General features: G+C 48.2%; 23 protein-coding genes, 3 tRNA genes and 3 pseudogenes. 9 read left to right on the top strand and 20 right to left on the bottom strand.

Annotation, left to right across the window (positions count from 1 at the left end):
• Positions 1–14: 14 nt before the first annotated feature.
• The 3 genes from rimM to ffh form a co-directional block, all read right to left on the bottom strand.
• A complete protein-coding gene (gene rimM / locus H2P46_RS07420) occupies positions 15–563 on the bottom strand; it encodes a ribosome maturation factor RimM (protein ID WP_193404513.1) in 549 nt (182 codons plus the stop codon).
• Between the two features lie 18 nt (positions 564–581).
• Entirely contained in the window at positions 582–830 is a 249-nt protein-coding gene (gene rpsP, locus H2P46_RS07415) for a 30S ribosomal protein S16 (protein ID WP_033791972.1), read from the bottom strand.
• Between the two features lie 141 nt (positions 831–971).
• On the bottom strand, positions 972–2,333 hold the full coding sequence (ffh, locus tag H2P46_RS07410) for a signal recognition particle protein (RefSeq protein WP_193404512.1): 1,362 nt from the start codon (positions 2,331–2,333) through the stop codon (positions 972–974).
• Positions 2,334–2,499: 166 nt separating this feature from the next.
• On the opposite strand from ffh, the gene H2P46_RS07405 reads away from it, so the two are divergent.
• The 3 genes and pseudogenes from H2P46_RS07405 to H2P46_RS07395 all read left to right on the top strand — a co-directional run bounded on the left by H2P46_RS07405 (position 2,500) and on the right by H2P46_RS07395 (position 5,650).
• A complete protein-coding gene (locus tag H2P46_RS07405) occupies positions 2,500–3,300 on the top strand; it encodes a cytochrome C assembly family protein (protein WP_193404511.1) in 801 nt (266 codons plus the stop codon).
• A 16-nt stretch (positions 3,301–3,316) separates the two neighbouring features.
• A pseudogene (locus H2P46_RS07400) lies at positions 3,317–4,528 on the top strand (HlyC/CorC family transporter); the annotation flags it as partial.
• Positions 4,529–4,609: 81 nt separating this feature from the next.
• Positions 4,610–5,650, top strand: a complete 1,041-nt coding sequence (locus tag H2P46_RS07395; RefSeq protein ID WP_193404510.1) for an IS481 family transposase — start codon at positions 4,610–4,612, stop codon at positions 5,648–5,650.
• A gap of 218 nt (positions 5,651–5,868) precedes the next feature.
• On the opposite strand, the gene luxS is transcribed toward H2P46_RS07395, so the two are convergent.
• The 13 genes from luxS to tam form a co-directional block, all read right to left on the bottom strand.
• Positions 5,869–6,384 carry an S-ribosylhomocysteine lyase gene (gene luxS / locus H2P46_RS07390; protein ID WP_193404509.1) on the bottom strand — a complete coding sequence of 172 codons (516 nt, stop codon included), beginning with the start codon at positions 6,382–6,384 and terminating at the stop codon, positions 5,869–5,871.
• 150 nt (positions 6,385–6,534) lie between these two features.
• Entirely contained in the window at positions 6,535–8,139 is a 1,605-nt protein-coding gene (gene gshA / locus H2P46_RS07385; protein WP_193404508.1) for a glutamate--cysteine ligase, read from the bottom strand.
• Between the two features lie 31 nt (positions 8,140–8,170).
• Complete coding sequence (locus H2P46_RS07380; protein ID WP_193404507.1) at positions 8,171–8,599, bottom strand: YqaA family protein; 429 nt, start codon at positions 8,597–8,599, stop codon at positions 8,171–8,173.
• Positions 8,596–9,162 (bottom strand): fructose-1-phosphate/6-phosphogluconate phosphatase, encoded by a 567-nt coding sequence (yqaB, locus tag H2P46_RS07375; RefSeq protein WP_193404506.1) that lies wholly within the window; start codon positions 9,160–9,162, stop codon positions 8,596–8,598. The genes H2P46_RS07380 and yqaB overlap by 4 nt, the downstream gene beginning before the upstream one ends.
• Positions 9,163–9,451: 289 nt before the next feature.
• Positions 9,452–9,528: transfer RNA gene (locus tag H2P46_RS07370), tRNA-Arg, on the bottom strand.
• A 93-nt stretch (positions 9,529–9,621) separates the two neighbouring features.
• Positions 9,622–9,698 (bottom strand) — tRNA-Arg (locus tag H2P46_RS07365).
• A gap of 8 nt (positions 9,699–9,706) precedes the next feature.
• Positions 9,707–9,799 (bottom strand) — tRNA-Ser (locus tag H2P46_RS07360).
• 281 nt (positions 9,800–10,080) lie between these two features.
• The gene (gene csrA, locus H2P46_RS07355) at positions 10,081–10,266 is read right to left on the bottom strand and encodes a carbon storage regulator CsrA (protein ID WP_008927091.1); all 186 of its coding nucleotides are present in this window, start codon (positions 10,264–10,266) and stop codon (positions 10,081–10,083) included.
• 247 nt (positions 10,267–10,513) lie between these two features.
• A complete protein-coding gene (gene alaS / locus H2P46_RS07350) occupies positions 10,514–13,141 on the bottom strand; it encodes an alanine--tRNA ligase (protein ID WP_193404505.1) in 2,628 nt (875 codons plus the stop codon).
• A 123-nt stretch (positions 13,142–13,264) separates the two neighbouring features.
• Positions 13,265–13,789, bottom strand: coding sequence for a regulatory protein RecX (locus H2P46_RS07345; protein ID WP_193404504.1), 525 nt, complete (start codon positions 13,787–13,789; stop codon positions 13,265–13,267).
• Between the two features lie 113 nt (positions 13,790–13,902).
• Positions 13,903–14,967 carry a recombinase RecA gene (gene recA, locus H2P46_RS07340; protein WP_193404503.1) on the bottom strand — a complete coding sequence of 355 codons (1,065 nt, stop codon included), beginning with the start codon at positions 14,965–14,967 and terminating at the stop codon, positions 13,903–13,905.
• A gap of 95 nt (positions 14,968–15,062) precedes the next feature.
• On the bottom strand, positions 15,063–15,557 hold the full coding sequence (pncC, locus tag H2P46_RS07335) for a nicotinamide-nucleotide amidase (RefSeq protein ID WP_193404502.1): 495 nt from the start codon (positions 15,555–15,557) through the stop codon (positions 15,063–15,065).
• 100 nt (positions 15,558–15,657) lie between these two features.
• Complete coding sequence (tam, locus tag H2P46_RS07330) at positions 15,658–16,437, bottom strand: trans-aconitate 2-methyltransferase (protein ID WP_193404501.1); 780 nt, start codon at positions 16,435–16,437, stop codon at positions 15,658–15,660.
• A gap of 168 nt (positions 16,438–16,605) precedes the next feature.
• On the opposite strand from tam, the gene H2P46_RS07325 reads away from it, so the two are divergent.
• Positions 16,606–17,496 (top strand): dihydrodipicolinate synthase family protein, encoded by an 891-nt coding sequence (locus tag H2P46_RS07325; protein ID WP_193404500.1) that lies wholly within the window; start codon positions 16,606–16,608, stop codon positions 17,494–17,496.
• A gap of 43 nt (positions 17,497–17,539) precedes the next feature.
• Here H2P46_RS07325 and H2P46_RS07320 read toward each other — a convergent pair whose 3' ends face one another.
• The 3 genes and pseudogenes from H2P46_RS07320 to narI form a co-directional block, all read right to left on the bottom strand.
• On the bottom strand, positions 17,540–17,875 hold the full coding sequence (locus tag H2P46_RS07320; RefSeq protein ID WP_193404499.1) for a zinc ribbon domain-containing protein YjdM: 336 nt from the start codon (positions 17,873–17,875) through the stop codon (positions 17,540–17,542).
• Positions 17,876–17,956: 81 nt separating this feature from the next.
• Entirely contained in the window at positions 17,957–19,039 is a 1,083-nt protein-coding gene (gene mltB / locus H2P46_RS07315) for a lytic murein transglycosylase B (protein WP_193404498.1), read from the bottom strand.
• 146 nt (positions 19,040–19,185) lie between these two features.
• Positions 19,186–19,503 (bottom strand): annotated as a pseudogene (gene narI / locus H2P46_RS07310) (respiratory nitrate reductase subunit gamma); the annotation flags it as partial.
• Here narI and H2P46_RS07305 point away from each other — a divergent pair.
• From H2P46_RS07305 to H2P46_RS07295, 3 genes and pseudogenes are all read left to right on the top strand, one after another.
• Positions 19,433–19,591, top strand: a pseudogene (locus H2P46_RS07305) (LuxR C-terminal-related transcriptional regulator); the annotation flags it as partial. The pseudogenes narI and H2P46_RS07305 sit on opposite strands and share 71 nt — an antisense overlap.
• Before the next feature lie 652 nt (positions 19,592–20,243).
• Complete coding sequence (locus H2P46_RS07300; RefSeq protein ID WP_012906750.1) at positions 20,244–20,423, top strand: type II toxin-antitoxin system HicA family toxin; 180 nt, start codon at positions 20,244–20,246, stop codon at positions 20,421–20,423.
• Between the two features lie 22 nt (positions 20,424–20,445).
• Positions 20,446–20,856: a type II toxin-antitoxin system HicB family antitoxin gene (locus tag H2P46_RS07295; protein WP_193404497.1), complete on the top strand. Its 411-nt coding sequence runs from the start codon at positions 20,446–20,448 to the stop codon at positions 20,854–20,856.
• Positions 20,857–20,968: 112 nt separating this feature from the next.
• On the opposite strand, the gene H2P46_RS07290 is transcribed toward H2P46_RS07295, so the two are convergent.
• Positions 20,969–21,937: an IS5 family transposase gene (locus H2P46_RS07290; RefSeq protein WP_193404496.1), complete on the bottom strand. Its 969-nt coding sequence runs from the start codon at positions 21,935–21,937 to the stop codon at positions 20,969–20,971.
• Positions 21,938–21,984: 47 nt separating this feature from the next.
• On the opposite strand from H2P46_RS07290, the gene H2P46_RS07285 reads away from it, so the two are divergent.
• Together H2P46_RS07285 and H2P46_RS07280 are read left to right on the top strand one after the other, a co-directional pair.
• Positions 21,985–22,749, top strand: a complete 765-nt coding sequence (locus H2P46_RS07285) for an acyltransferase family protein (RefSeq protein WP_193404699.1) — start codon at positions 21,985–21,987, stop codon at positions 22,747–22,749.
• Between the two features lie 305 nt (positions 22,750–23,054).
• Complete coding sequence (locus H2P46_RS07280) at positions 23,055–23,930, top strand: SGNH hydrolase domain-containing protein (protein WP_193404495.1); 876 nt, start codon at positions 23,055–23,057, stop codon at positions 23,928–23,930.
• Positions 23,931–23,980 lie beyond the last annotated feature (50 nt).

The raw sequence follows: 23,980 nt of genomic DNA, 5'->3' as shown, positions 1-23,980 counted from the left end.
GTTTGATTCGGAGATCAAAAACCAGGATCCCAGTCTACTTCAATGAGGCCAGTAGTGAGATCGACTTTCTTGATAACCTGTTCATCAAGAAACGGAATTAACCGCTCCTGTACACCGAATGCATCTTTCAGGTTTGCCTTAACGACAAGTACGTCGTTCGAGCCGGTTTCCATCAAATCAACGACTTTTCCCATCTCGTAGCCGTCGAGGTTAACTACCCGGCAATCCATAAGGTCTTTCCAGTAGTAGTCACCGTTCTCTAGCGCTGGCAACTGCGTCGAATCGGCCTGAATTTCGCAATTGGTTAATTGCGCTGCCGCATCCCGATCGTCAATGCCTTTGACTTTGATAATCAGGTCCTGATTGTGGTGCTTCCAACCTTCCAGCTCGACCTGCTGCCATTTACCGGCACGCTGGATAATCCAGGGTTGGTAGTCGAAGATACTTTCGGCGTCTTCAGTGGAGGAAAACACTTTGAGCCAACCGCGGATGCCGTATGCGGCCCCCATTTTACCCAAAACGATGAGATTAACAGGAAGCGTTGCGGCAAGTTGTTTGCTCATGCTCACCACCGTGACAGATTAAGCTGCTTTCTTTGCTTCTTTGATCAGCGCGTTAACGCGATCAGAAAGCGTTGCGCCCTGGCCAACCCAGTGCTCGATGCGATCCAGATCCAGACGCAGACTTTCAGCCTGACCAGAAGCGATCGGGTTGAAGAAACCTACGCGCTCAATGAAACGACCATTGCGTGCATTACGGCTGTCAGTGACGACGACCTGATAGAACGGACGCTTTTTCGCGCCGTGACGTGCCAAACGAATTGTTACCATAACATCCTCTTCAGTTAATAAAACACCCGGCCCCCATCGAGGAACGGGGTCCGGGTGCTGTATAAAAAGCCCGAAAATTTTACACATTTTGGCGCAAAAAGCAACCTAATAGCACTTCTTTCCGGCTTTTTTGTGGAACGGTTAACGTCCCGGGAAACCTGGCGGCATCATACCTTTCATACCGCGCATCATTTTTGCCATGCCGCCCTTCTTCATCTTTTTCATCATGCGCTGCATGTCATCGAACTGTTTAAGTAAACGATTAACGTCCTGTACCTGCATGCCTGACCCCGTCGCAATACGGCGTTTGCGTGAGCCTTTGATGATTTCTGGCTTTTCGCGCTCTTTGCGCGTCATCGAATTAATAATGGCTTCCATGCGCACCAGGACTTTATCATCCATTTGCGATTTAACATTATCCGGCAGTTGGCCCATGCCAGGCAGCTTACCCATCAGGCTCGCCATGCCGCCCATGTTGCGCATCTGCTTTAACTGCTCAAGAAAATCGTTAAGATCGAAACCGTCGCCGGTTTTTAATTTCTTCGCCAGCTTTTCAGCCTGATCGCGATCGACTTTGCTTTCAATATCTTCAATCAGCGACAGCACGTCGCCCATGCCGAGAATGCGTGACGCAATACGTTCCGGATAGAAAGGCTCCAGCGCTTCGGTCTTTTCACCGACCCCCATAAATTTAATGGGTTTGCCCGTAATATGACGAATTGACAGCGCCGCCCCGCCGCGTGCATCACCGTCGACTTTGGTCAGGATCACGCCCGTTAAGGGCAATGCTTCGTTAAAAACTCTCGCGGTATTAGCCGCATCCTGACCGGTCATCGCGTCGACAACAAACAGCGTTTCAACCGGTTTGATCGCGGCATGAACCTGTTTGATTTCGTCCATCATCGCTTCATCAACGTGCAAACGGCCAGCAGTATCGACCAGCAACACATCGTAAAACTTCAGTTGGGCTTCTTTTAGGGCATTATTGACGATGTCTACCGGCTTTTGGCTCAGATCGGACGGACAGAAATCCACCCCCACTTGCTGTGCCAGCGTTTCAAGCTGTTTAATTGCAGCCGGACGATAAACGTCAGCAGAAACAACCAAAACCTTTTTCTTATGCTTTTCACGCAGAAATTTCCCCAGTTTACCGACGCTGGTAGTTTTACCTGCACCTTGTAAACCGGCCATCAGCACGACCGCAGGAGGTTGTGCGGCTAAATCCAGCGCATTGTTTTCCGCCCCCATCGCTGCAACCAGTTCGTTGCGAACGATTTTGATGAATTCCTGGCCCGGCGTCAGGCTTTTATTAACGTCATGGCCAACCGCGCTCTCTTTTACGCGGTTAATGAAGTCGCGCACTACCGGCAGCGCAACGTCAGCTTCGAGCAACGCCATGCGAACTTCACGCAGCGTGTCTTTAATGTTTTCTTCGGTCAGCCTTCCGCGGCCACTGATATTGCGAAGGGTTTGCGACAAACGATCGGTTAAATTATCAAACATTTTCTCTCACTTAAAAAATCGCGAGGCGCCTGATCGGCAGAATGCGGCGGATTATAACACGAAGCATCAGCGATCTCTGCAATTGCCCCTCAGATCGTTTGGAGCCTGCTGTCGCTGGCGTTATACTGCTTTTTTCTTTATATCCGACCGATACCTGAAAGGATCTATGTCCGTTTTCGCGATTGTGGCCCTGTTCGCCTACTCCCTGAGCCTTGCACTGATCATTCCCAGCCTGTTAAAACGTAACAGCGGCTGGCGGCGGATGGCGGTGCTTTCTGCCTGCGTGGCGCTGATTACTCATGCTGTAGCGTTACAGCAACGCATTTTTGCCGTCGACGGCGGACAAAATTTAAGTCTGCTAAACATCGGATCTATGGTCAGTTTATTGATTTGCGCCATTATGACCATTGTCGCATCGCGCAATCGCGGTTGGCTGCTCTTACCCATTGTTTATAGTTTCGCGTTAATCAACCTCGCCTTTGCGACCTTTGTTCCTAACGCGTTTATTACCCATCTTGAAACCACGCCGGGAATGATGATTCACATTGGCCTGTCGTTGTTTGCCTATGCCACGTTGATCATCGCGGCGCTTTATGCGCTACAGTTGGCCTGGATCGATTATCAGTTAAAAAATAAAAAACTGGCTTTTACGCAAGATATGCCGCCACTGCTGACTATTGAGCGCAAGATGTTTCATATTACCCAGGTCGGCGTCGTACTGTTGACGCTGGTGTTGTGCACCGGCCTGTTTTATATGCATGACCTGTTTAGCGCCGAGAATGTAGATAAAGCGGTGCTTTCCATCATTGCCTGGTTCGTCTACATCGTTCTGCTCTGGGGTCATTATCACGAGGGCTGGCGCGGTCGTCGCGTAGTGTGGTTTAACTGTAGCGGTGCGTTACTGCTAACCATGGCTTACTTCGGCAGCCGCGTTTTACAGCATCTGCTCACCCATACCGTTCATTAATTAAGGAAGTTCTGCGTTGGAACATGTTTCAACCACCACGTTGATTATTACGTTGATTATTATGGTGCTGGTTTCGGCTTATTTTTCAGGTTCCGAAACCGGCATGATGACACTTAACCGCTATAAGCTGCGTCATCAGGCAAAAAGCGGTCATCGCGGCGCGCGTCGCGTCGAAAAATTATTGCGCCGCCCTGATCGCCTGATTAGCCTGGTGTTAATAGGCAATAATCTGGTTAATATCCTCGCGTCTGCGCTTGCGACTATTGTGGGGATGCGCCTGTATGGCGATGCCGGTGTGGCCATTGCCACCGGCGTACTGACATTTATCGTATTGGTGTTCTCTGAAGTGCTGCCCAAAACCATTGCCGCGCTGTATCCAGAAAAAGTCGCTTATCCCAGTAGCGTACTACTTGGGCCATTACAATATGTCATGCTGCCACTGGTCTGGTTGTTAAACACCATCACGCATATTCTGATGCGCATAGTGGGTATTAAAACTGAAGGTTCAATCAGCTCAGCATTAAGCAAAGAAGAGCTGCGTACCATCGTTTATGAGTCACGCAGCCTGATGTCACGTCGTAATCAGGATATGCTGCTTTCCGTGCTTGATCTGGAAAAAGTCAGCGTTGACGACATCATGGTGCCGCGCAATGAGATCGTCGGCATCAACATCAACGATGACTGGAAATCGGTGGTGCGTCAGCTTAGCCATTCGCCGCATGGGCGTATCGTGCTATTTCGCGACTCGCTGGATGATTGCGTTGGCATGCTGCGCGTGCGCGAAGCCTGGCGCATGATGACTGAGAAAAAAGAGTTCAATAAAGAGACATTGCTGCGCGCTGCTGATGAAATTTATTATGTGCCTGAAGGCACGCCATTAAATACCCAACTGGTTAAATTTCAGCGCAACAAGAAGAAGGTCGGTTTGGTGGTGGACGAGTATGGCGATATAAAGGGCTTACTCACCATTGAAGACATTCTGGAAGAGATTGTTGGCGATTTCACCACTTCAATGTCGCCTTCGCTGGCAGAAGAAGTCATGCCGCAAAATGATGGTTCAGTGTTAATCGAAGGTAGCGCCAACGTGCGTGAAATAAACAAAGCTTTTAACTGGCATCTTCCTGAAGAAGAAGCGCGCACCATCAATGGCATGCTCCTGGAAGCGCTGGAAGAAATTCCTGAAGTAAACACGTGTATTCAAATTAGCTGTATTAGTCGCGACTTGATCTGACACTGGACCTTGAAAGGTTGAGAGTTACCGGTTTTGATATGGGTGTCTAATCCTTATACAAAACACGAGGTAACTCTCATGCTTCATACTAACAATCCCATCATCAAACACAAAGCCGGCCTGCTCAATCTGGCCGAAGAACTCGGTAACGTATCAAAAGCCTGTAAAATCATGGCGGTGTCACGCGACACATTCTACCGCTACCAGGAGCTAGCTGAAGAAGGCGGCATTGACGCGCTGGTTAATCAAAACCGTCGGGTACCCAACCTGAAGAATCGGGCCGATGAAGCCACTGAACGGGCGGTTGTTGAGTACGCCGTTGAGTTCCCGGCCCACGGTCAGCACCGGACCAGTAATGAGCTGCGTAAAAAAGGCGTGTTTATCTCCGGCAGCGGCGTGCGCTCCATCTGGCAACGACATGACCTGGAGAACTTCCGTAAGCGGCTGAAGGCGCTTACGGAAAAGGTCGCCAGAGAAGGCATTGTGCTTACCGATGCTCAAATCGCCGCACTGGAGAAGAAGGTGCACGATGACGAAGCCTGCGGTGAAATCGAAACGGCTCACCCGGGTTATCTGGGGTCGCAGGACACCTTCTACGTTGGGAATCTGAAAGGCGTTGGCCGCATCTACCAGCAGACGTTCGTGGATACGTACTCGAAAATGGCTCACTGCAAGCTGTATACGAGTAAAACGCCGATCACTGCAGCCGACCTGCTTAATGATCGGGTACTGCCGTTCTATGAGGCTCAGGGGCTGCCGATGCTGAGAATACTGACCGACAGGGGCACAGAGTACTGCGGTAAAGTAGAGCAACATGATTATCAGCTGTATCTGGCCATCAACGATATCGACCATACGAAAACGAAAGCGATGTCCCCGCAGACGAACGGTATCTGCGAGCGCTTCCATAAAACCATTTTGCAGGAGTTTTATCAGGTTACGTTCCGCAAGAAGCTATATGCAGACCTGGAGAGCCTGCAAATGGATCTGGACAACTGGTTGTGGCATTACAATAATGAGCGAACTCATCAGGGGAAAATGTGCTGCGGGCGTACGCCAATGGCCACGTTACTTGATGGAAAACGGGTCTGGGCAGAAAAGAATCTGAACCAGATTTAATCTGACAGACACCTGTATAAATAACCGGTAACTGTCAGATCAGGTCTGAGCTAGTACAAATTAGCCACTACAACATCGATATTCTGGATGTGCAGGACAACATGGTCAAACAGGTAAGAATTACGCCGCAGACGCCGTTACAATCCTCTATTGGCTCCTGATATTTACAAAAAACGCCGCTAAAAAGCGGCGTTTTACTTTGTCGTTAACGGCAAAAACTAGATGTGCAGTTCTTGCAGTTTCTCTTTAGGGAGTTTCAACTCTTCGTTGTGGTTCACACCAATATCATGCGCCAGAACATTGCGGGCAATTTGCTGCGCTTCTTCTAACGAGTGGAGCTTATAGCTACCACATTGATATTCATTCAGTTCTGGGATCTGATTCTGATCTTTAACCTTCAGGACATCTTCCATCGCACCTTTCCAGGCTTTGGCGACACGCTGTTCATCTGGCGTACCGATCAGGCTCATGTAGAAACCGGTGCGGCAACCCATTGGCGAAATGTCGACAATCTCAACGCCTTCGCCATTGAGGTGGTCGCGCATGAATCCCGCAAAAAGATGTTCAAGCGTATGAATACCGCGTTCAGTAAGAATATCAATATTGGGTCGGCAGAAACGCAGGTCAAAAACAGTAATCGTATCGCCATGCGGCGTCTTCATGGTCTTAGCAACACGCACTGCGGGCGCGGCCATGATGGTATGATCAACAGTAAAACTATCCAGTAGTGGCATTACGTTGCCTCCTGTTCTGAGAATTTTTTTAAAACGATGAAACTTTTCTGTTCGCCCAACGTCTGAATATATGAAAGACGCGCATTTGTTATCATCATCCCTGACAACAGAGATGTTAATTTGGCCACATTGATGTGGCCTTTTTCTTTTCTACCCTTCCCGGCTGGCCAGATAAGTTTCGAAATCCAACGCATCACTCGCTTCAAGCTGCTGCTGTGCCGCCACAGATTCCTGCGCCTGACGCGTGAAATCGTCTTCCTTCAGCACTTCTAGCGGCTCTTCACACAGCAAATGGCGATATTGCTCTGCCAGTGCCACGCCGGTTCCGGTTAAACCGTTTTCCTTCATCGCGTGAAGGATGCGCGCCGAATAGGTTAGCTCAGGATCGTCAAACGACGCCACCAGTTGATCGCAAACTTGTTGATATTGCGTGCTGGCCTGGTTGCTGTCTAACGTCTCAGCGACACGGCGCAGATCGGCAAAGAGTGTTTTTCCTACTTCCTGTAGCGAATGTTCTGCTTCACCACATCCCACCGCAATTTTTTGACCGGGCTTACGCCCTTCTAATACGACGCGGTTCCAGTTTTTGCGGGTGCATTGCAACTCTTCAGCGCTCATCTCAGGCGCATCTGCCAATGTACACCAGATTAAAAACAGGTCGAGGAACCGCACCTGGTTTTCATCAACGCCAATTGCGGAGAACGGATTAATATCAAGCGAACGCACTTCAATATATTCAATGCCGCCACGCAATAACGCGTCCGATGGCGCTTCGCCAGAACGCGTAACGCGTTTCGGACGGATCGGTGCGTATAACTCGTTTTCAATTTGCAGCACATTCGTATTGAGCTGAAGCCAGTTGCCGTCGGCATCTTTAATGCCCATGTTCGCAAACTCTTCTGACGGCGTTTTAATCGCCTTTTTAAGAGCGGAAACATAGCCATCCAGAGAGTTGAAGGTAATGCCAAGTGAACTTTGCGATTTATTGGTATAGCCCAGATCGCTCAAGCGTAGCGAGGTCGCATACGGTAGCCATAGCATCCCTTCCCCGTTAGTTTCAAACGGTAGCGCGCTTTCACGACCCTGCAGAAAGCCCGAACAAATAGCTGGCGAGGCACCAAACAGATAAGGAATAACCCAGCCAAAGCGATAATAGTTACGGATTAACCGCAGATAGCCTGCAGAAATTGTTTCTTTACCGCTTTCTATATCCTTCACATCCGCCCATTCTTGCCAGAACGACAGCGGTAACGAAAAGTTGTAGTGAATACCTGAGATGGTTTGCATCAGCGCACCATAACGATTTTTCAGCCCTTCACGATAAAGCGTTTTCATCCGGCCGATATTTGAATTGCCGTATTGCGCCAGTTCAATCTTGTTTGCGTCTTCAATAACGCACGGCATACTGAACGGCCACATACGCTCTTCACCTAGCTCACGCGCAACGTGACGATGGATGTCGCGCAGGAAAGCCAGCATATGGTCGATATTTTTATCAACCGGCGTAATGAATTCAAGCAGCGTTTCAGCGAAATCGGTAGTAATCCAGTCATGCTTTAATGCAGAACCTAATGACAGCGGATGACCACTTTCCGCAAGGTGACCATTGGGTTGTACACGCAATGTTTCACGTTCGATGCCACGTCCAATGCCTTTCAAAGCATTAGGATGCGCCTCCAGCCAGGAGAGCGCTTTAGATACATCCGGGATCACATTAACCTCCCGCTGTGAGAATAATTTATTTTTGTTCAGCATAATGTTAACCGTAGCCTCGAATCTGTGCGAATCAATGCCACCATTGCATGCTCTGTAATGTGGCGGTCGCGATAACGATATAACGCAGCGTTTTACCGACAGCGAGAAACAAAGTTGCCGGGAGCCAGGCGAAGCGTAACCAGCCTGCGAGAACGCAGAGCAGATCCCCTACTACCGGCAACCAACTAAACAACAGCGCTGCAGGCCCCAATCGGTGCAACCACGTTATTGCTGTGTCATGCCATCGCCCCTGACGTTTTAACGGCAGTAAGCGACCAATAAAAATGTTGGTTAAGCCGCCCAGGGTGTTTCCCAACGATGCGGCCACAACCAACCCATAAACTGATATTTTTTGAGCAATCAGTAAAGCAATCAGCAGTGCTTCAGAACTTCCCGGTAAAAGCGTCGCGCTTAAAAAACTGCTGCCAAACATAGAGGCGTAAGCAAGAATTGCACTCACAGTAAGCGAACGTCAACCACGTCCATACCGGCGGCTTTTGCCGCCTGCACGCCAAAATCAGCGTCTTCGAAAACAACGCAACGTTTCGGAGCGACACCCATGAGTTCAGCACAACGTAAAAAAGTATCTGGCTCGGGTTTATGACGCTGCACATCATCAGCACCAACTACCGCCGTAAATAGCTCACGTACGCCCAGTTGATTTAATAGCGCCTCGGCCATGCTGTGCTCACTACCCGTCCCGACGGCCATTGGGCGACGTCCGTTATAGGCTTTAACCACGTCCATTAAAGGAAGCGGGTGCACGTTTTCTAATAACATAGCTTTGACGGCAGCGGTTTTCTCGGCCGCAAGAAGATGAGGGTCGTGAGACGATCGATTCGTTTCAATAATGAACTGCGCAAGTCGCCAGGTCGGCGCACCGTTGAAACCAACCATTCGTGCTTCATCCAGCGTTAATCCATAACGCGCCAGTACCTGATGCCACGCTTTTCGATGTGTCGGCTCGGTATCAAGAATGGTGCCGTCCATATCGAAAATCAGGGCGTCGTATTGATCGTACATTGTCACTCCGGACCTTCAACAAATGAGACATTACTTTAGCCTAATGCGCACAGGTTGTCGCCAGGGGGGATGAACAGCAAATGCTTTGAAAGCATTAGCATTTTTACTTTTCAGAAAAAGGTGATCGGATGAAACCCGGTATAACTGCGTGGAATTACTGCGTTTTTTAACAAGCCGGGAGTGGGGAAAAGAAAAGCTGAAACGATGGGAATGTCAGGGGGGAGATGATGTTGAACAGGGGTTAGGTATGCAAGCGGTAAAAATTTGAAGCGGATTTGCGGGCTTAAAATGGTGCATCCGGGAGGATTCGAACCTCCGACCGCTCGGTTCGTAGCCGAGTACTCTATCCAGCTGAGCTACGGATGCATTTAAAAATTCTTGTACAACACAGGGTGCTAACTACTCACCAAGAAAGGAACTGCTCGTTCACTTTAAATCACGTTCTAACTCATTTTCCGATGGTGCATCCGGGAGGATTCGAACCTCCGACCGCTCGGTTCGTAGCCGAGTACTCTATCCAGCTGAGCTACGGATGCATCGGAAATGGCGGTGAGGGAGGGATTCGAACCCTCGATACAGCTTTTGACCGTATACTCCCTTAGCAGGGGAGCGCCTTCAGCCTCTCGGCCACCTCACCTTACGCGTTCTTACGAACTGTGCTTCTGAACTTTGTTTCCGCTCATCGGCACTGCGTGGCGCACATATTACTTTCCCGCACTTATAAGTCAAACCCTTTTTTTTCACTACGCGCCTGATCGAACAAATGACAGGCAATTGGAACAAAATGACGGCAAAAAGAGTGAAGAATCAACAAAGAAAGAGGCGTGTCGTTTAAAAAAAGGAATGCAGAGAAGGGAAAGAAAAGAAGCTTTAGATAAAAGCGGTAGCGCCTCGCAGAAATGCGAGACGCTGAATCCGTTAAACGCTCGTTTGTTGCGTTTTTTCGGCCTGGATGCGCTGATAAATTTCTTCGCGATGCACAGACACTTCTTTCGGTGCATTTACACCGATACGAACCTGGTTACCTTTAACACCCAGCACCGTTACAGTCACCTCATCGCCAATCATGAGGGTTTCACCAACTCGACGAGTTAGAATAAGCATTCTTTGCTCCTTGAAAGATTAAAAGAGTCGGGCTTGTACGGCTTCCCGGCATTATCCATCATTAAACGCTGAACATAGACTATGTCAAATACACCAATGTACATCCATGCGCCAATACATTCTGCTGATAGTTAGTTTAGCCGAAATACACTGCATCAACCTGACTTTGTCATTAGCTACTGTGCATCGAATGAAAAAGCGCCGGAACAGCAGTTCTGACGCTTGTTACGATACTTTGTTTTATTCATTACAAACGGCTGGAAACCCAGGCTTCAACCCCTGCCAGTGCACTTTTCAGCGCCCCGGCATCAGTACCACCCGCCTGTGCCATATCAGGTCGACCGCCGCCTTTGCCACCCACCTGCTGCGCCAGTTCTGCGATCAGTTCACCCGCCTTAACGCGATCGGTTAAATCTTTAGTTACCCCAGCAATGAGCGAGACTTTACCTTCCGCTACCGTCGCCAATACAATCACTGCTGAACCCAGCTGGTTTTTCAAATCATCAACCATGGTGCGCAGCATTTTAGGCTCGATATTACTCATTTCGCTAATCAGCAGCTTCGCTCCTTTAACATCTCTAGCATTGCTACTGAGTGAAGCACTTTCCTGAGCGGCTTGCTGGTCACGCAGCTGCTGTAACTCTTTTTCTAATGCGCGAACATGGTCAACTAATCCACGTACTTTGTCATTCAGATTACTACTGTTTGCCTTAACCAACTGAGCAAGATCAAGCAGTTGACTGCTCTGCGCATTAACCTGAGCCAAAGCGGCCTCGCCAGTAATAGCTTCGATACGACGGACCCCCGCCGCTGTGCCGGATTCAGCCAGAATACGGAACAGGCCAATGTCGCCGGTACGGGCAGCATGCGTGCCACCACAAAGCTCTACTGAGAAATCACCCATTGTCAATACGCGCACACGCTGATCGTATTTTTCGCCAAACAGCGCACGTGCACCCCTGGATTTTGCGACATCGAGATCCATTACTTCGGTCTCAACAGGCCAGTTGCGACGAATCTGAGCGTTGACGATATTTTCTACCCGACGAATCTCTTCCGGTTTCATTGCTTCAAAATGCGAGAAGTCGAAACGAAGATATTTGTCGTTTACCAGCGAGCCTTTCTGAGCAACGTGTTCACCCAACACCTGACGCAGCGCTTCATGCATTAAATGGGTGGCAGAATGGTTCAGGCGAATACGTTCACGTCGTGCAGCATCAACTTCCGCTTCCAGCCGATCGCCAATACGTATCTGGCCAGTTGTCAGCTTACCGATATGACCAATAGCCTGGCCATATTTTTGTGTATCCTGTACGTTAAATTCAGCATTCTTCCCTTTCAGCAAGCCGGTATCACCCACCTGCCCACCGGATTCACCATAGAACGGTGTGACATCCAGAACCACAACGGCGTCCTGGTCAGCGCTGATTTCGTCAACAGCTTCGCCTGCCACGTACAGCGCTTTTACGGTCGCGTTTAAATCCAGTTGATCGTAACCCTTAAAGGAGGAAGCCGCATCAATGCGAATCACATTGCTGTAATCTGCGCCAAAGCCACTCGCTTCACGTGCACGCTGACGCTGCTGCTCCATTGCTTTTTCGAAACCCGCTTCGTCGATTTTCAAATCACGCTCGCGGCATACATCAGCGGTAAGGTCGGCAGGAAAACCGAAGGTGTCATACAAACGGAAAACCGTTTCGCCATCCAGCGTATCACCCTGCAGTTTTGTCAGCTCTTCGTCTAACAGTGCTAAGCCCCGCTCAAGCGTTTTAGCAAACTGCTCTTCCTCGCTTTTCAGGATATTTTCCACCTGAACCTGCTGACGCGCGAGTTCTTCCCCGGCAGCACCCATCACTTCGATTAACGGCGCCACAAGTTTATAGAAGAAAGCGTCTTTAGCGCCCAGCATGTTGCCATGGCGAATGGCGCGACGAATAATACGACGCAGCACATATCCACGATTTTCATTTGACGGGACCACGCCATCGGCGATCAGAAAAGCGCAAGAACGGATATGGTCGGCAATAACGCGCAACGATTTGTTATTCAGATCGGTTGCGCCAGTGACCTTAGCTACCGCCTGGATCAGTTTCTGAAACAGATCGATTTCATAGTTGGAATTAACATGCTGAAGAACAGCTGAAATACGTTCCAGACCCATGCCGGTATCAACGGAGGGTTTCGGCAGTGGCAGCATGGTGCCATCAGCCTGGCGGTTGAATTGCATAAAGACGATATTCCAGATCTCAATATAGCGATCACCATCTTCTTCCGGGCTTCCCGGCGGTCCGCCCCAAATATGATCACCATGATCGTAGAAAATCTCACTGCATGGGCCGCAAGGGCCGGTATCGCCCATTTGCCAGAAGTTATCAGACGCGTAAGCACTGCCTTTGTTATCGCCAATGCGGATGATACGTTCATGAGGAATACCAATATCTTTGGCCCAAATATCGTAAGCCTCGTCATCGGTTTCATAAACAGTTACCCATAAGCGCTCTTTCGGCAGTTTGAACCACTGCTCGCTCGTTAACAGTTCCCAGGCAAATGCAATAGCTTCTTTCTTGAAATAATCACCGAAACTGAAGTTACCCAGCATTTCAAAAAAGGTGTGATGACGTGCGGTGTAACCCACGTTCTCCAGATCGTTATGTTTACCGCCAGCTCGCACGCAGCGCTGCGAAGTCGTTGCACGTGAATAATCACGTTTCTCCTGGCCGAGGAAAACATCTTTAAACTGGTTCATGCCGGCGTTAGTGAACAGTAACGTCGGATCGTTATTCGGTACGAGGGAGCTGCTGGTTACAACCTTATGTCCCTTGCTATTAAAAAAGTCGAGAAACGCTTGACGGATCTCAGCAGTGCTCTTGCTCATAAATATCCTGAATCACGCTAACGAACGTTCCGCCTCTTCAGGCAAGCCGCAACCGTACGACTTACCTGTTCAGAGGAACAAAAAAGTGGGAATAAGATAAATTTTCTTCAGTTGGAAGTAAAATTACATCGGCTCCTGGTCATCAATATTTCTAAAAATGGCTTGAATATCTTCCGTCAGAAATTCCTTCGACTGCAAAAAGCGCTGTACTTTTGCCTTTTCTTTCCATTCTTTAGGTAACGGAAGCCCAAATTTACGTTCGGCAAGCTGAGCTGCGCATTCAGCCCAGTCGATGCTGGTTTCCTCCATCGCTAAATCGATAGATTCACGGTCAATGCCTTTTTGCGCAAGCTCCATGCGTATACGTTGTGGGCCATACCCTTTACGACTGCGGCTTTGAATGAAGCGCACCATGAAACGTTCATCATTGAGCCAGCCGTTTTCCTGACACCAGTCCAGCACCTTTTCCATTTGCTCTTCGGTAATGGTTTCAGGGGGTTTTTGTTGCATATAGGCTGTTCGCTGCACCGACTGCTGCAATTTATGCTTTAGTTCTTCGCGACTGTGATCGCGTTGAGCCAATAAGCGCATCGCGCGATCAAGTAAACGAGAGAAGGTAATAACTTGCGATTGAGGTTGTTCAGACATACTGCTCACCTTATACAAACGGAGTGGAATTATGGCGGCAGGGCAAAGCAGAGGGAAGGTAAGGAAAGGCAGGAAAACAGACGGGAGCAGATTTCTCCACTCCCGTAAACATACTAGAAGTCTTCGTTCGCTTCGCTCGCAACGTTTTCAGCGTCATCAGCAGGCACAACCGCTGGACTGCTTTCACCGTTGAGAAGCATATCGCGCAGCTTCAGGTCAATTTCATTCGCTATTGCTGCATTTTCTTTCAGGAAGTTGCCCGCATTCGCTTTACCCTGACCAATCTTATCGCCATTGTAGCTGTACCATGCGCCAGCTTTTTCAATCAGCTTATGCTTCACGCCTAAATCGACCAGCTCACCAAACGTATTGATACCTTCACCATACATAATCTGGAATTCAGCTTGTTTAAAGGGTGCCGCGATTTTGTTCTTCACTACTTTAACGCGCGTTTCGCTACCGACTACGTTATCGCCTTCTTTAATCGCACCGATACGGCGAATATCCAGGCGGACGGACGCGTAAAACTTGAGCGCGTTACCACCCGTAGTGGTTTCCGGGTTACCGAACATTACACCAATTTTCATACGGATCTGGTTGATGAAAATCAGCAGCGTATTGGACTGTTTGAGATTACCGGCCAGCTTACGCATCGCCTGGCTCATCATACGTGCCGCGAGGCCCATATGTGAGTCACCAATTTCACCTTCGATTTCTGCCTTCGGCGTCAACGCAGCCACAGAGTCAACAATGATAACGTCAACAGCGCCGGAGCGTGCTAACGCATCACAGATCTCCAGCGCCTGCTCACCGGTGTCTGGCTGAGAACACAGCAGATTATCAATATCAACACCCAGCTTTTTAGCGTAAACCGGATCCAGGGCGTGTTCTGCGTCGATAAAGGCACAGGTTTTGCCTTTACGCTGCGCCGCTGCAATGACCTGCAACGTTAGCGTGGTTTTACCAGAGGCTTCCGGGCCATAAATCTCGACGATACGCCCCATAGGCAGGCCGCCTGCACCCAGTGCGATGTCCAGTGAGAGCGAACCGGTAGAAATAGTCTCTACGTTCATTGAGCGATCTTCACCCAGACGCATGATGGAGCCTTTACCGAATTGCTTCTCAATCTGGCCCAGTGCGGCTGCTAAAGCCTTCTGTTTGTTTTCGTCAATTGCCATTTCAACTCCTAATCATGCCGGGTAACCATGCACACAAGGTGCCTGCTCTCTTTCTGTTGCCGATAATTATACTGTATAGTCATACAGTATCAAGTTTAATTTATCAGAAATTCGCGATACAACGTCTGCAACGCCCAGGCAACAGATTGCCGCCTTACGGCTTCACGATCGCCTGAAAAATGCTGACAATAAGCTTCCACTTTGCCTTGCGGAGCTGCAAAAGCAAACCAGACGGTACCCACCGGTTTATCGTCGCTACCGCCGTCTGGTCCAGCAATACCGCTGACCGAAACCGCAAATTCAGCCTGTGCTTCGCGTTGCGCGCCTACGGCCATTTCACGGACAACGGCTTCGCTTACCGCGCCAAACTGCTCTAATGAAACGGCCTGTACGCCCACAAGCTGCTGTTTCGCATGATTGCTATACGTTACGAAGCCGCGCTCAAACCAGGCTGAACTGCCACTGATGTCAGTAATGACTTTAGCAATCCAGCCGCCTGTACAAGATTCCGCACAGGTTACCGTTGCATCGAGCTGCTTCAGTCGTTCACCAATCTGCGCGCTAAGCCTTTGCAGTTGTTGATCATTCATCTCTGGCCTCCGTTTAGCTGTTAGCAAGGTGGTGGAATACAGCAGCTTTTTCAAGCTTTTTGGCATAAGAGGCGGTTGATTTGCGCACCACTTTCCCGATTTATGTATGCTTTTTCATTGCAACGATAAAAAGACGTGGGAAGGACAGCAAAACCTGGCCGTCTGCACGCGGTGAATAAGCCATGCTTAATTGCTCATGATAAGCCTCGAGAAAGGCATTCTGTTGAGCATCATCCAGCGGAGCTAAAAATGGCCGTAAACCGGTCGCTTTTAGCCAGCTAATAACAGCCGATATGTCTGGCATAACATGGTAGTAGGTGGTGCGCCAAATATTGACTTCACAGCCTGTTTCAGTCAGCAGATCATAATAACGTTCAGCGGTGAGAAGCTTTTTCCGATCTAAAGCTTGCGCCCCAATTAATGCATTCCAGGGGGCCCGCGCGGCTACCTCTCGCATCAAACGGTGAGAGGGTTCGTTGAGGTTGTCCGGCATTTGTATAGCCAGCGTGCCGCCCGCTGTAAGCTGGTTTATCAAATGCGGGAGTAACGTGTCATGTTCGTTTAGCCACTGCAACGATGCGTTAGCATAAATGACGTTTTGCGGCGTATCAGGATGCCAGGACTGAATATCAGCATACAGAAAATCACACTTCGGCAATCGTTCACGAGCCTGAGTCAGCATGGCTTCAGACGTGTCTATACCAGTGACCTGGGCTTGTGGCCATGCTGCGACGAGCAATTCCGTACTGTTACCAGGGCCGCAACCTAAATCCGTTACGTGAAGCACGTCTGTTGTTGTAATTTGCGCCAACAACTCTTTGGCTGGACGAGTTCTCTCTGTTTCGAACTTACGATATAGCTGTGGATCCCAGTCTTTCATGATTTACCTTCGTCGTCGCATTACCTGATTCGATAAAAATAAGACGCACGCAAAACTGAAAAGTGCGATGCATCCTCCATTTTTGCATTATGCGCTGGCGGAATAGCGTTGAGCTCATTAGATTAAAACAGCGTTTCATTTTAATGATAATTGATGCAGGAGCTAATCATGTCGACTACCCATTCCGAATTTGCTGGCGTCTGGTGTCCTTCCGTTACGCCATTTAATGAGCAAGGCGCTATCGACATTGAGGCGCTAGGACGTCATTTTGCGCGTCTGAGTACGTCAGGCATCGACACTTTATTGTTGATGGGTAGTATTGGAGAGTTTGCCTCGTTATCACAGCAAGAACGGCTATTACTCCTGCGAGAAGCCCGCCAGTTATCGCCCTTGAAAATGGTAGCGAATGTATCCAGCACCTGCATCTCGGACATGCTTCAGCTGGCAGAGGCAGCCTGGAAAAGCGGTTTTGATGCTGTGATGGTTTTGCCGCCCTACTATTACGGACAAACGCAAAATCAGCTACTGCGTTATTTTGAAGCGCTGGACCAACAGCTAGGCGGCAAATGGCTTGCCTATAATTTTCCTGCCCGCACCGGCTGCGATCTCTCGCCGTCAATAGTCAGCGAACTGGCAGCAAAATTGCCTGACTTTGTGGGCATTAAAGACACGGTAGATTGTTTGTCGCACAATCGCGCATTAATACAGGAAACCAGGAAAGTACGCAGTGATTTTGCTGTGCTTTCTGGCTATGACGAATATCTGTTACCCAATCTACTCGCGGGCGGGGCGGGGGTTATTTCAGGATTAAATAATATTGTCCCCGAGCTGTTTGCAAATGCAATGCGCGCCTGGCGTAGCGGCGATTTACCTGAGTTAACCCGTATTCAACAACGTATCGGTAAATTAATGGCTATTTATACTATCGGCGATGATTTTGTCACGACGATTAAAACAGCCGTTTCGCGCCGTTTCGATTCAATGACACGTCAATCCCGTAATTATGGCGGCACGCTAACAGTACAGCAGTGCGAAGCAATTGATCGTTTATTCGACTGATCTGTTAAGCTTTTGCACGGGCGCATCATTGCGCCCGTCACATTTAGTTCTTTTTGACGAATTCAGACTTGAGTTTCATTGGTCCAAAACCATCGATTTTACAATCGATATTATGGTCACCTTCAACCAGACGAATTCCCTTCACTTTGGTGCCGATCTTCAGCGGTGCAGAGCTGCCTTTTACCTTAAGATCTTTGATCACGGTTACGCTGTCGCCATCGGCGAGCAGATTCCCGTTAGCGTCCCGCACCACTAATTTATCCTGACTGCTGTCGGTTTCTGCCTGTGTCCAGACATGCCCACATGATGGACAGTTAAGATTATCACCGTCCTGCCAGGTGTAATCGGCATGACAATTCGGGCAAGCGGGTAAGGACATAACAACTCCAAAATTTTACGAAAAGTATGATGGCGACAAAACGGCGCCATCATATAACCTTAACGTTATTAAGGACAGAACTTAAAATATCGTTCCCTGGCGCGCTTTACCTACCGCTTCACCCAACTGCCAGACTGCCATTGCGTAATGCGTGCTGTGGTTATAGCGCGTAATGACATAGAAATTCGGTAAGCCATACCAGTACTGATAGCTGGTACCAAAATCAAGTCGCAGTAAGCTAATCTGATCATGACCATTTAATGAACCTTGCGGAGAGAGGCCAGATGCGGCAAGCATGCCAACGCTGTAGCTGGTTTTGAAGCCATCCTCCAGCAAAGGTGCCTGCCCACTTGCCGGAACGGCTACATTTTCACCGCTGCGCCAACCATGTTGTTGGAAGTAATGCGCTACGCTACCAATTGCATCAACCGGATCCCATAAATTCGCGTGACCATCACCGTTAAAATCCACCGCGTATTGTTTATAAGAGGATGGCATAAATTGTCCATAACCCATTGCCCCGGCAAAAGAGCCACGTAAATCTAACGGATCGTCTTGTTCGTTACGCGCCATCAACAAGAAAGTCTCCAGCTCACTGCTGAAATACGCGGCACGGCGTGGATAACTGAAGGACAATGTAGCCAGAGCATCCAGAATGCGCGTTTTACCCATTATCCGGCCCCAACGCGTTTCCACACCGATAATACCGACGATGATTTCCGGCGGCACCCCGTAAACCTGTTGCGCGCGCTGTAATGCATCCTGATACTGGTTCCAGAAGGCGACGCCGTTTTGCACGTTATTCGGCGTGATAAATTTGTTGCGATAGCGAATCCATGCTCCGTTAGGCCCAGCTGGCGGCGTGTACGACGGCGCCTGACGATCCATTAAACTCAAAACATAATCCAGTCGTTTAGCCTGGCCCAGTACCGCGTGTAACTGTTGGCGGTCAAAGCCATGTTTTTCAACCATTTGATCAATGAACTGCTCCGCTGCAGGATTGCCCGCAAAGTCTCCAGACATAGGTTGAACCGTATGAGAAGGTTCCAGTAAAAATCCCCCTTTCGGCGCAGCCAGCATTTTTTGCTGTGGCGGGACATCAGGTTTGCTGCTGCAGGAGGCCAGAAGCGAAATAAACGCAAGGAGGGCTAACTTGAGACGCATCGGTTATCCATAAACGAAGGGTAAATTCAGATGCGGTAATAGTAGACGTTTAGCGCAGCGACATACAGGTCAAAATCTTAAAAAACGTCAAGGCGCAACCCGATAAAAGGGTCACGGAGCAGCTTCTCCCCGCGGCCTGAACTTCTTTAGCGGCAGTTTCTGACCAGCTGATAACGGCGGGTCAGATACTCAACCGGCGCGCTCCAGATATGAACCAGTCGGCAGAATGGGAACAGCAGGAATAGCGTCATTCCCAGTACCATATGTACACGGTAGATAAAGGCTACACCTTCCAGATGGTGCGACGCGTCACCCTGGAACGTGACCACTGCCTGGGCCCAGCCCACCAGTTTCATCATTTCACTGCCATCCATATGCTGCGCGGAGAACGGGCAACTTATCAGCGCTGGCATGACCAACAAAGCGATTGCCCGAAAACTGACGATCAGCGAAAGCACCGTCAAAGTGCACGTCAAATATCTGCTGAAAAAGATGCATCTGGAGTCCCGGCTGGAAGCGGCTGTCTGGGCACTGCAAAACGGCGTACATTAGGCGTGTCAGCGCCCGGCTTCCCGGCTATGAATGTCATCTTTAACGCAGCAAATCTTACCGCCGCAGAAATCGCGAGCCGCCTCGTATGCCCCACTTAAAAGCAGGAAGACAGCGACTTTTCTGTCGCCAGCCGCCGCCTCATTTGCCAGGATGCCACTCAGGCCACTACCGATTAATACCCTGACACTGCGTCAGGCTGGCATATGCCCTGCGCTATTCGTTATCATCAGCTTATCCTGCGCGCCGACGCTGTTCCCTTTCGGTTTCATAGGCGTTGACCGCCAGAAATTTACCGCATCAGAGATGAGTTAAAACATTATGTTAGAGCCAACCGAAAAGGACTTTTCCACCCACACGCCAATGATGCAGCAGTCTTTTTCCCTCAATCCCTGAACCCCTTGCCACAAGCGGCTTGCGGCTCAGCTCCTAAAGCAGCTATAAAAACCGATTTTCCTATTGTTAAGCTGGATTGCGCTCACTACTGCCCCAAAAATGCCCCAAATTACCGAAGCATCACGATATGAGTTGCCGCCACCAATACAAGCGAAACTCTTATTTAATGCTCGATAACCCCTATAACCCTAATAAGATTTGACAACAGAACCATTTGGGGTTACTATAACCCCACCAAAACAGCACAGAGAGCCGGAGGATGGATAGCAGGAATGCAATAGCAATGATAGAAGCCGATGGGTGGTATCTGGTGAGAGTTAAAGGCAGTCATCACCAGTTCAAACACCCAACGAAAAAAGGGCTGGTAACGGTAAAACATCCACAAAAGGACATACCGCTACCAACACTAAAAAGTATCAAAAAACAGGCGGGGCTTTAAGCCCCACCTACTGGAGGTTTAAATGTTATACCCTGTTGCTATTGATAAAGGCGATTCATCCTTCGGCGTTCGCGTACCCGATATTCCAGGCTGCTTCTCTGGCGGCGACAGCTATCAGGATGCGATTGAGAGCGTGCGTGAGGCTATCGACGCACATATCGAATTACTGGTGGAAGATGGCGATGCGGTGCCGGAAGCCACCAGCGTGGAAAACTGGTTGGCCGATCCCGATTATGCGGGGGTAGTGTGGGCGCTGGTTGATGTTGACGTTACCCGGTTGATGGGAAAAGCGGAAAAAATCAACGTAACGCTTCCTTCTTTGCTGATCCGCCGTATTGATCAGTTTGTCGCTGCACATCCTGAATATGGTAGCCGTTCCGGCTTCCTGTCCCGCGTGGCGGCTGATAAAGTGATAGGACGAGAAAAACGTTAAGCCTCGCAAGAGGCCTTATATTAAGTGCATTTATAAGGTAATTTCATGCGTTACCGTGGCTTTGTTGAATAAATCAGCTTCAGGACGAGTGACTCTGTAGCTGACCGGGTTTTCAGGCAATACGCACGCTTTCTGGCATACCAGCCTTCGTTATTTTATTCAGCGCACGCACCATGCCCAAAGCCTCTGCTACCTGACCATCGTAATCACGCAGCGTCAGTGAACCTCCGAACAGTTGCTTTACCCTGTACATGGCCGTCTCCGCTATCGAGCGACGGTTGTAATCTGTTGTCCATTTCCACCGGGCATTACTCCCGGTCAGCCGCTGATTCGCTACTGCACGGTTACGGTCTGCGTACTCTACGGGCCAGTAACCCGCTCCTTTTCGGGGCGGGATGAGGGCACTGATTTTCTTGCGCCGCAGTTCATCGTGACAGAGTCGGGTGTCGTAAGCGCCGTCTGCTGCGGCTGCCCTGATTTTTCTGTGTGTCTGCCGGATAAGACCCGGGAAAGCTTCTGAGTCCGTGACGTTGTTCAGAGACAGGTCCGCGCAGATGACTTCATGTGTTCTGCTGTCAACGGCCAGATGCAGCTTCCGCCAGGTACGACGGCGCTCTTTGCCGTGATTTTTGACTTTCCATTCGCCTTCACCAAAAACCTTCAGCCCGGTGGAATCAATCACCAGGTGTGCGATTTCACCCCGGGTGGGTGTTTTGAAACAGACATTAACCGACTTTGCCCGCTTGCTGACACTGCTGTAATCCGGGCAGCGCAACGGAACGTTCATCAGGGCAAAAATGGAATCAATAAAACCCTGCGCAGCCTGCAGGGTCAGCCGGAACAGGCGTTTAATCATCAGGACGGTGGTGATGGCAAGGTCAGAATAGCGCTGAGGTCTTCCCCGTGATGAAGGCGTTGCCGACTCATACCAGGCATGAGTCGCTTCATCGTCCAGCCAGAAAGTGAGGGAGCCACGGTTGATGAGGGCTTTGTTGTAGGTGGGCCAGTTGGTGATTTTGAACTTTTGCTTTGCCACGGAACGGTCTGTGTTGTCGGGAGGATGCGTGATCTGATCCTTCAACTCAGCAAAAGTTCGATTTATTCAACAAAGCCCGTTACCGTTCCGATATTGATGGGTTAAGAGCAATAGCTGTTATCCTTGTACTTATATTCCATGCTGGGAGCGATTTATTCCCATCGGGGTTTATTGGTGTTGACATATTTTTTGTTATTTCAGGATTTTTGATTACAGAAATAATTAGTCGTTCGATTGAAAATAGTTCTTTCTCATTATCAGATTTTTATATTCGGAGGCTATGGAGATTACAGCCAGCTCTAATTTCTGTGGTTATTTTTACTTTAATTTTAGCTTCGATATTCTATCTGCCAGATGATTTTATTAACTATGCAAAAAGTTTAAAATATACAACACAACTCACTTCTAATCAGTACTTCGCAAATGCCACGACAGCATATGCAGCACAAGATAATCAATATCTTTTATTATTGCATACTTGGTCACTATCAATTGAATGGCAATGGTACTTATTTTTACCACTTGGTATTTATTTGCTTCGTAAAAATTTATCAGAGAAATCACTAAAAGTAGTAACAAGTGTTATTACTATATGTATGCTTGCCCTGTCGCTTTATCTTTCAAGTAGATATCAAAATAAAAGTTATTATTTTTTGACGTCTCGTATTTTTGAATTTATGTTTGGTAGTTGTCTTGTTATATTTAATTATGAAAAACTTAGGTTAAATGGAAAAATAACCTCTCTTCTTGGAATTATCTCCTTAGTGGCACTTTTTTATGTGGCATCAAAAAGAAACATTGTAGTTGGCCATCCCAATTATCATGCGGTTATAGTTAGTTTAGCTAGCGCTTTTTGATTCTTGCTGGAACTTCAGCAACCAGCATTTCAACTAGGTTACTTTCGCTATCACCAATAGTTTTCATAGGGACGATATCATACTCTTTATATCTTTGGCATTGGCCTATTTTTGTTACCGGCAGATATTTAGGTATTGAAGAAAACACAACATTCACAATCACCTGTTTTTTGTTAACACTTTTTCTATCGTATATTTCTTATGTCTTTGTAGAGAAAAAATTCAGAAAAATAAGACTTTCATTGCGGGTGTCGGTTATTACCTTAGCCATAATACCCCTGACATTTTCCACAACCCTATATTCGATGAGTAAAACATTTAATGGTTTCCCATCTCGTTTCGGTGATGGGTATGCCCGCATAGAATCACTTTTGAATGGGGCAAATTCAAAAAGTCGAGAGAAGTGTTTTAACGGTATTATTGATACAAATAATCCGACTTGTAGCATTGGAAATGCTCAATCAAATCGTAAGGCACTACTGATTGGCGACTCAAATTCAAATCATTTTTGGCAATTTTTCGATGTTCTTGGAAAGGATTCGAATATAAACATTATTGCGATTAGTAGTTCAAGTTGCTTAGCACTACCAAAAATACAACAATATCAGTGGGGAACAGCTAATAAACTGAACACAAGTTGTTACGATAGAACCAATCAATATTTCAACAAAATACAATCAGAAAAATATGATTATGTAATAATTGGTGAGTTATGGTCAAACTACCTTAGTAACATTGCACTATCAGACAATAAACGTGCAACTCAAGCAGAGGCCGAAAATGTCATTTTCCAAGCGTTAGATAATGCGGTTAATTTGATTGAAAAATCAGGTTCAAAAGCGGTTTTAGTAAAAGAAATTGCACACATGCCGAATAGGTATATGGAGTGTTTTTATTCACCTTATAAAAACAGAAAACATAACATTGAAACACCATCCCGCTGTGGCTTTGCTAAAACTACGCCAAATCAATTAATTGAAAATATTTTCGTTAAAATTCGGCAAAGCCATCCTGACATAATATTCATCGGCCCAAGTGAAATACAATGCAATAGTGGATTATGCATTGGGAACATTGATGACGTTCCTATCTATCGAGATCAAGGACATCTAACTGATTATGCTTCGTACAAATTAGGAGAGGAATATCTTAAAAAGTATAAAAACCCTTTCATTAAATAAATACACACGTTGTGTAAGTAGTTGTTATCCGTGTGATACTTCAAAGGGAA

This window comes from Mixta mediterraneensis, from assembly GCF_014946725.1.
Lineage (GTDB): Bacteria > Pseudomonadota > Gammaproteobacteria > Enterobacterales > Enterobacteriaceae > Pantoea > Pantoea mediterraneensis.
This window is presented reverse-complemented; position numbering and strand designations above follow the sequence as displayed.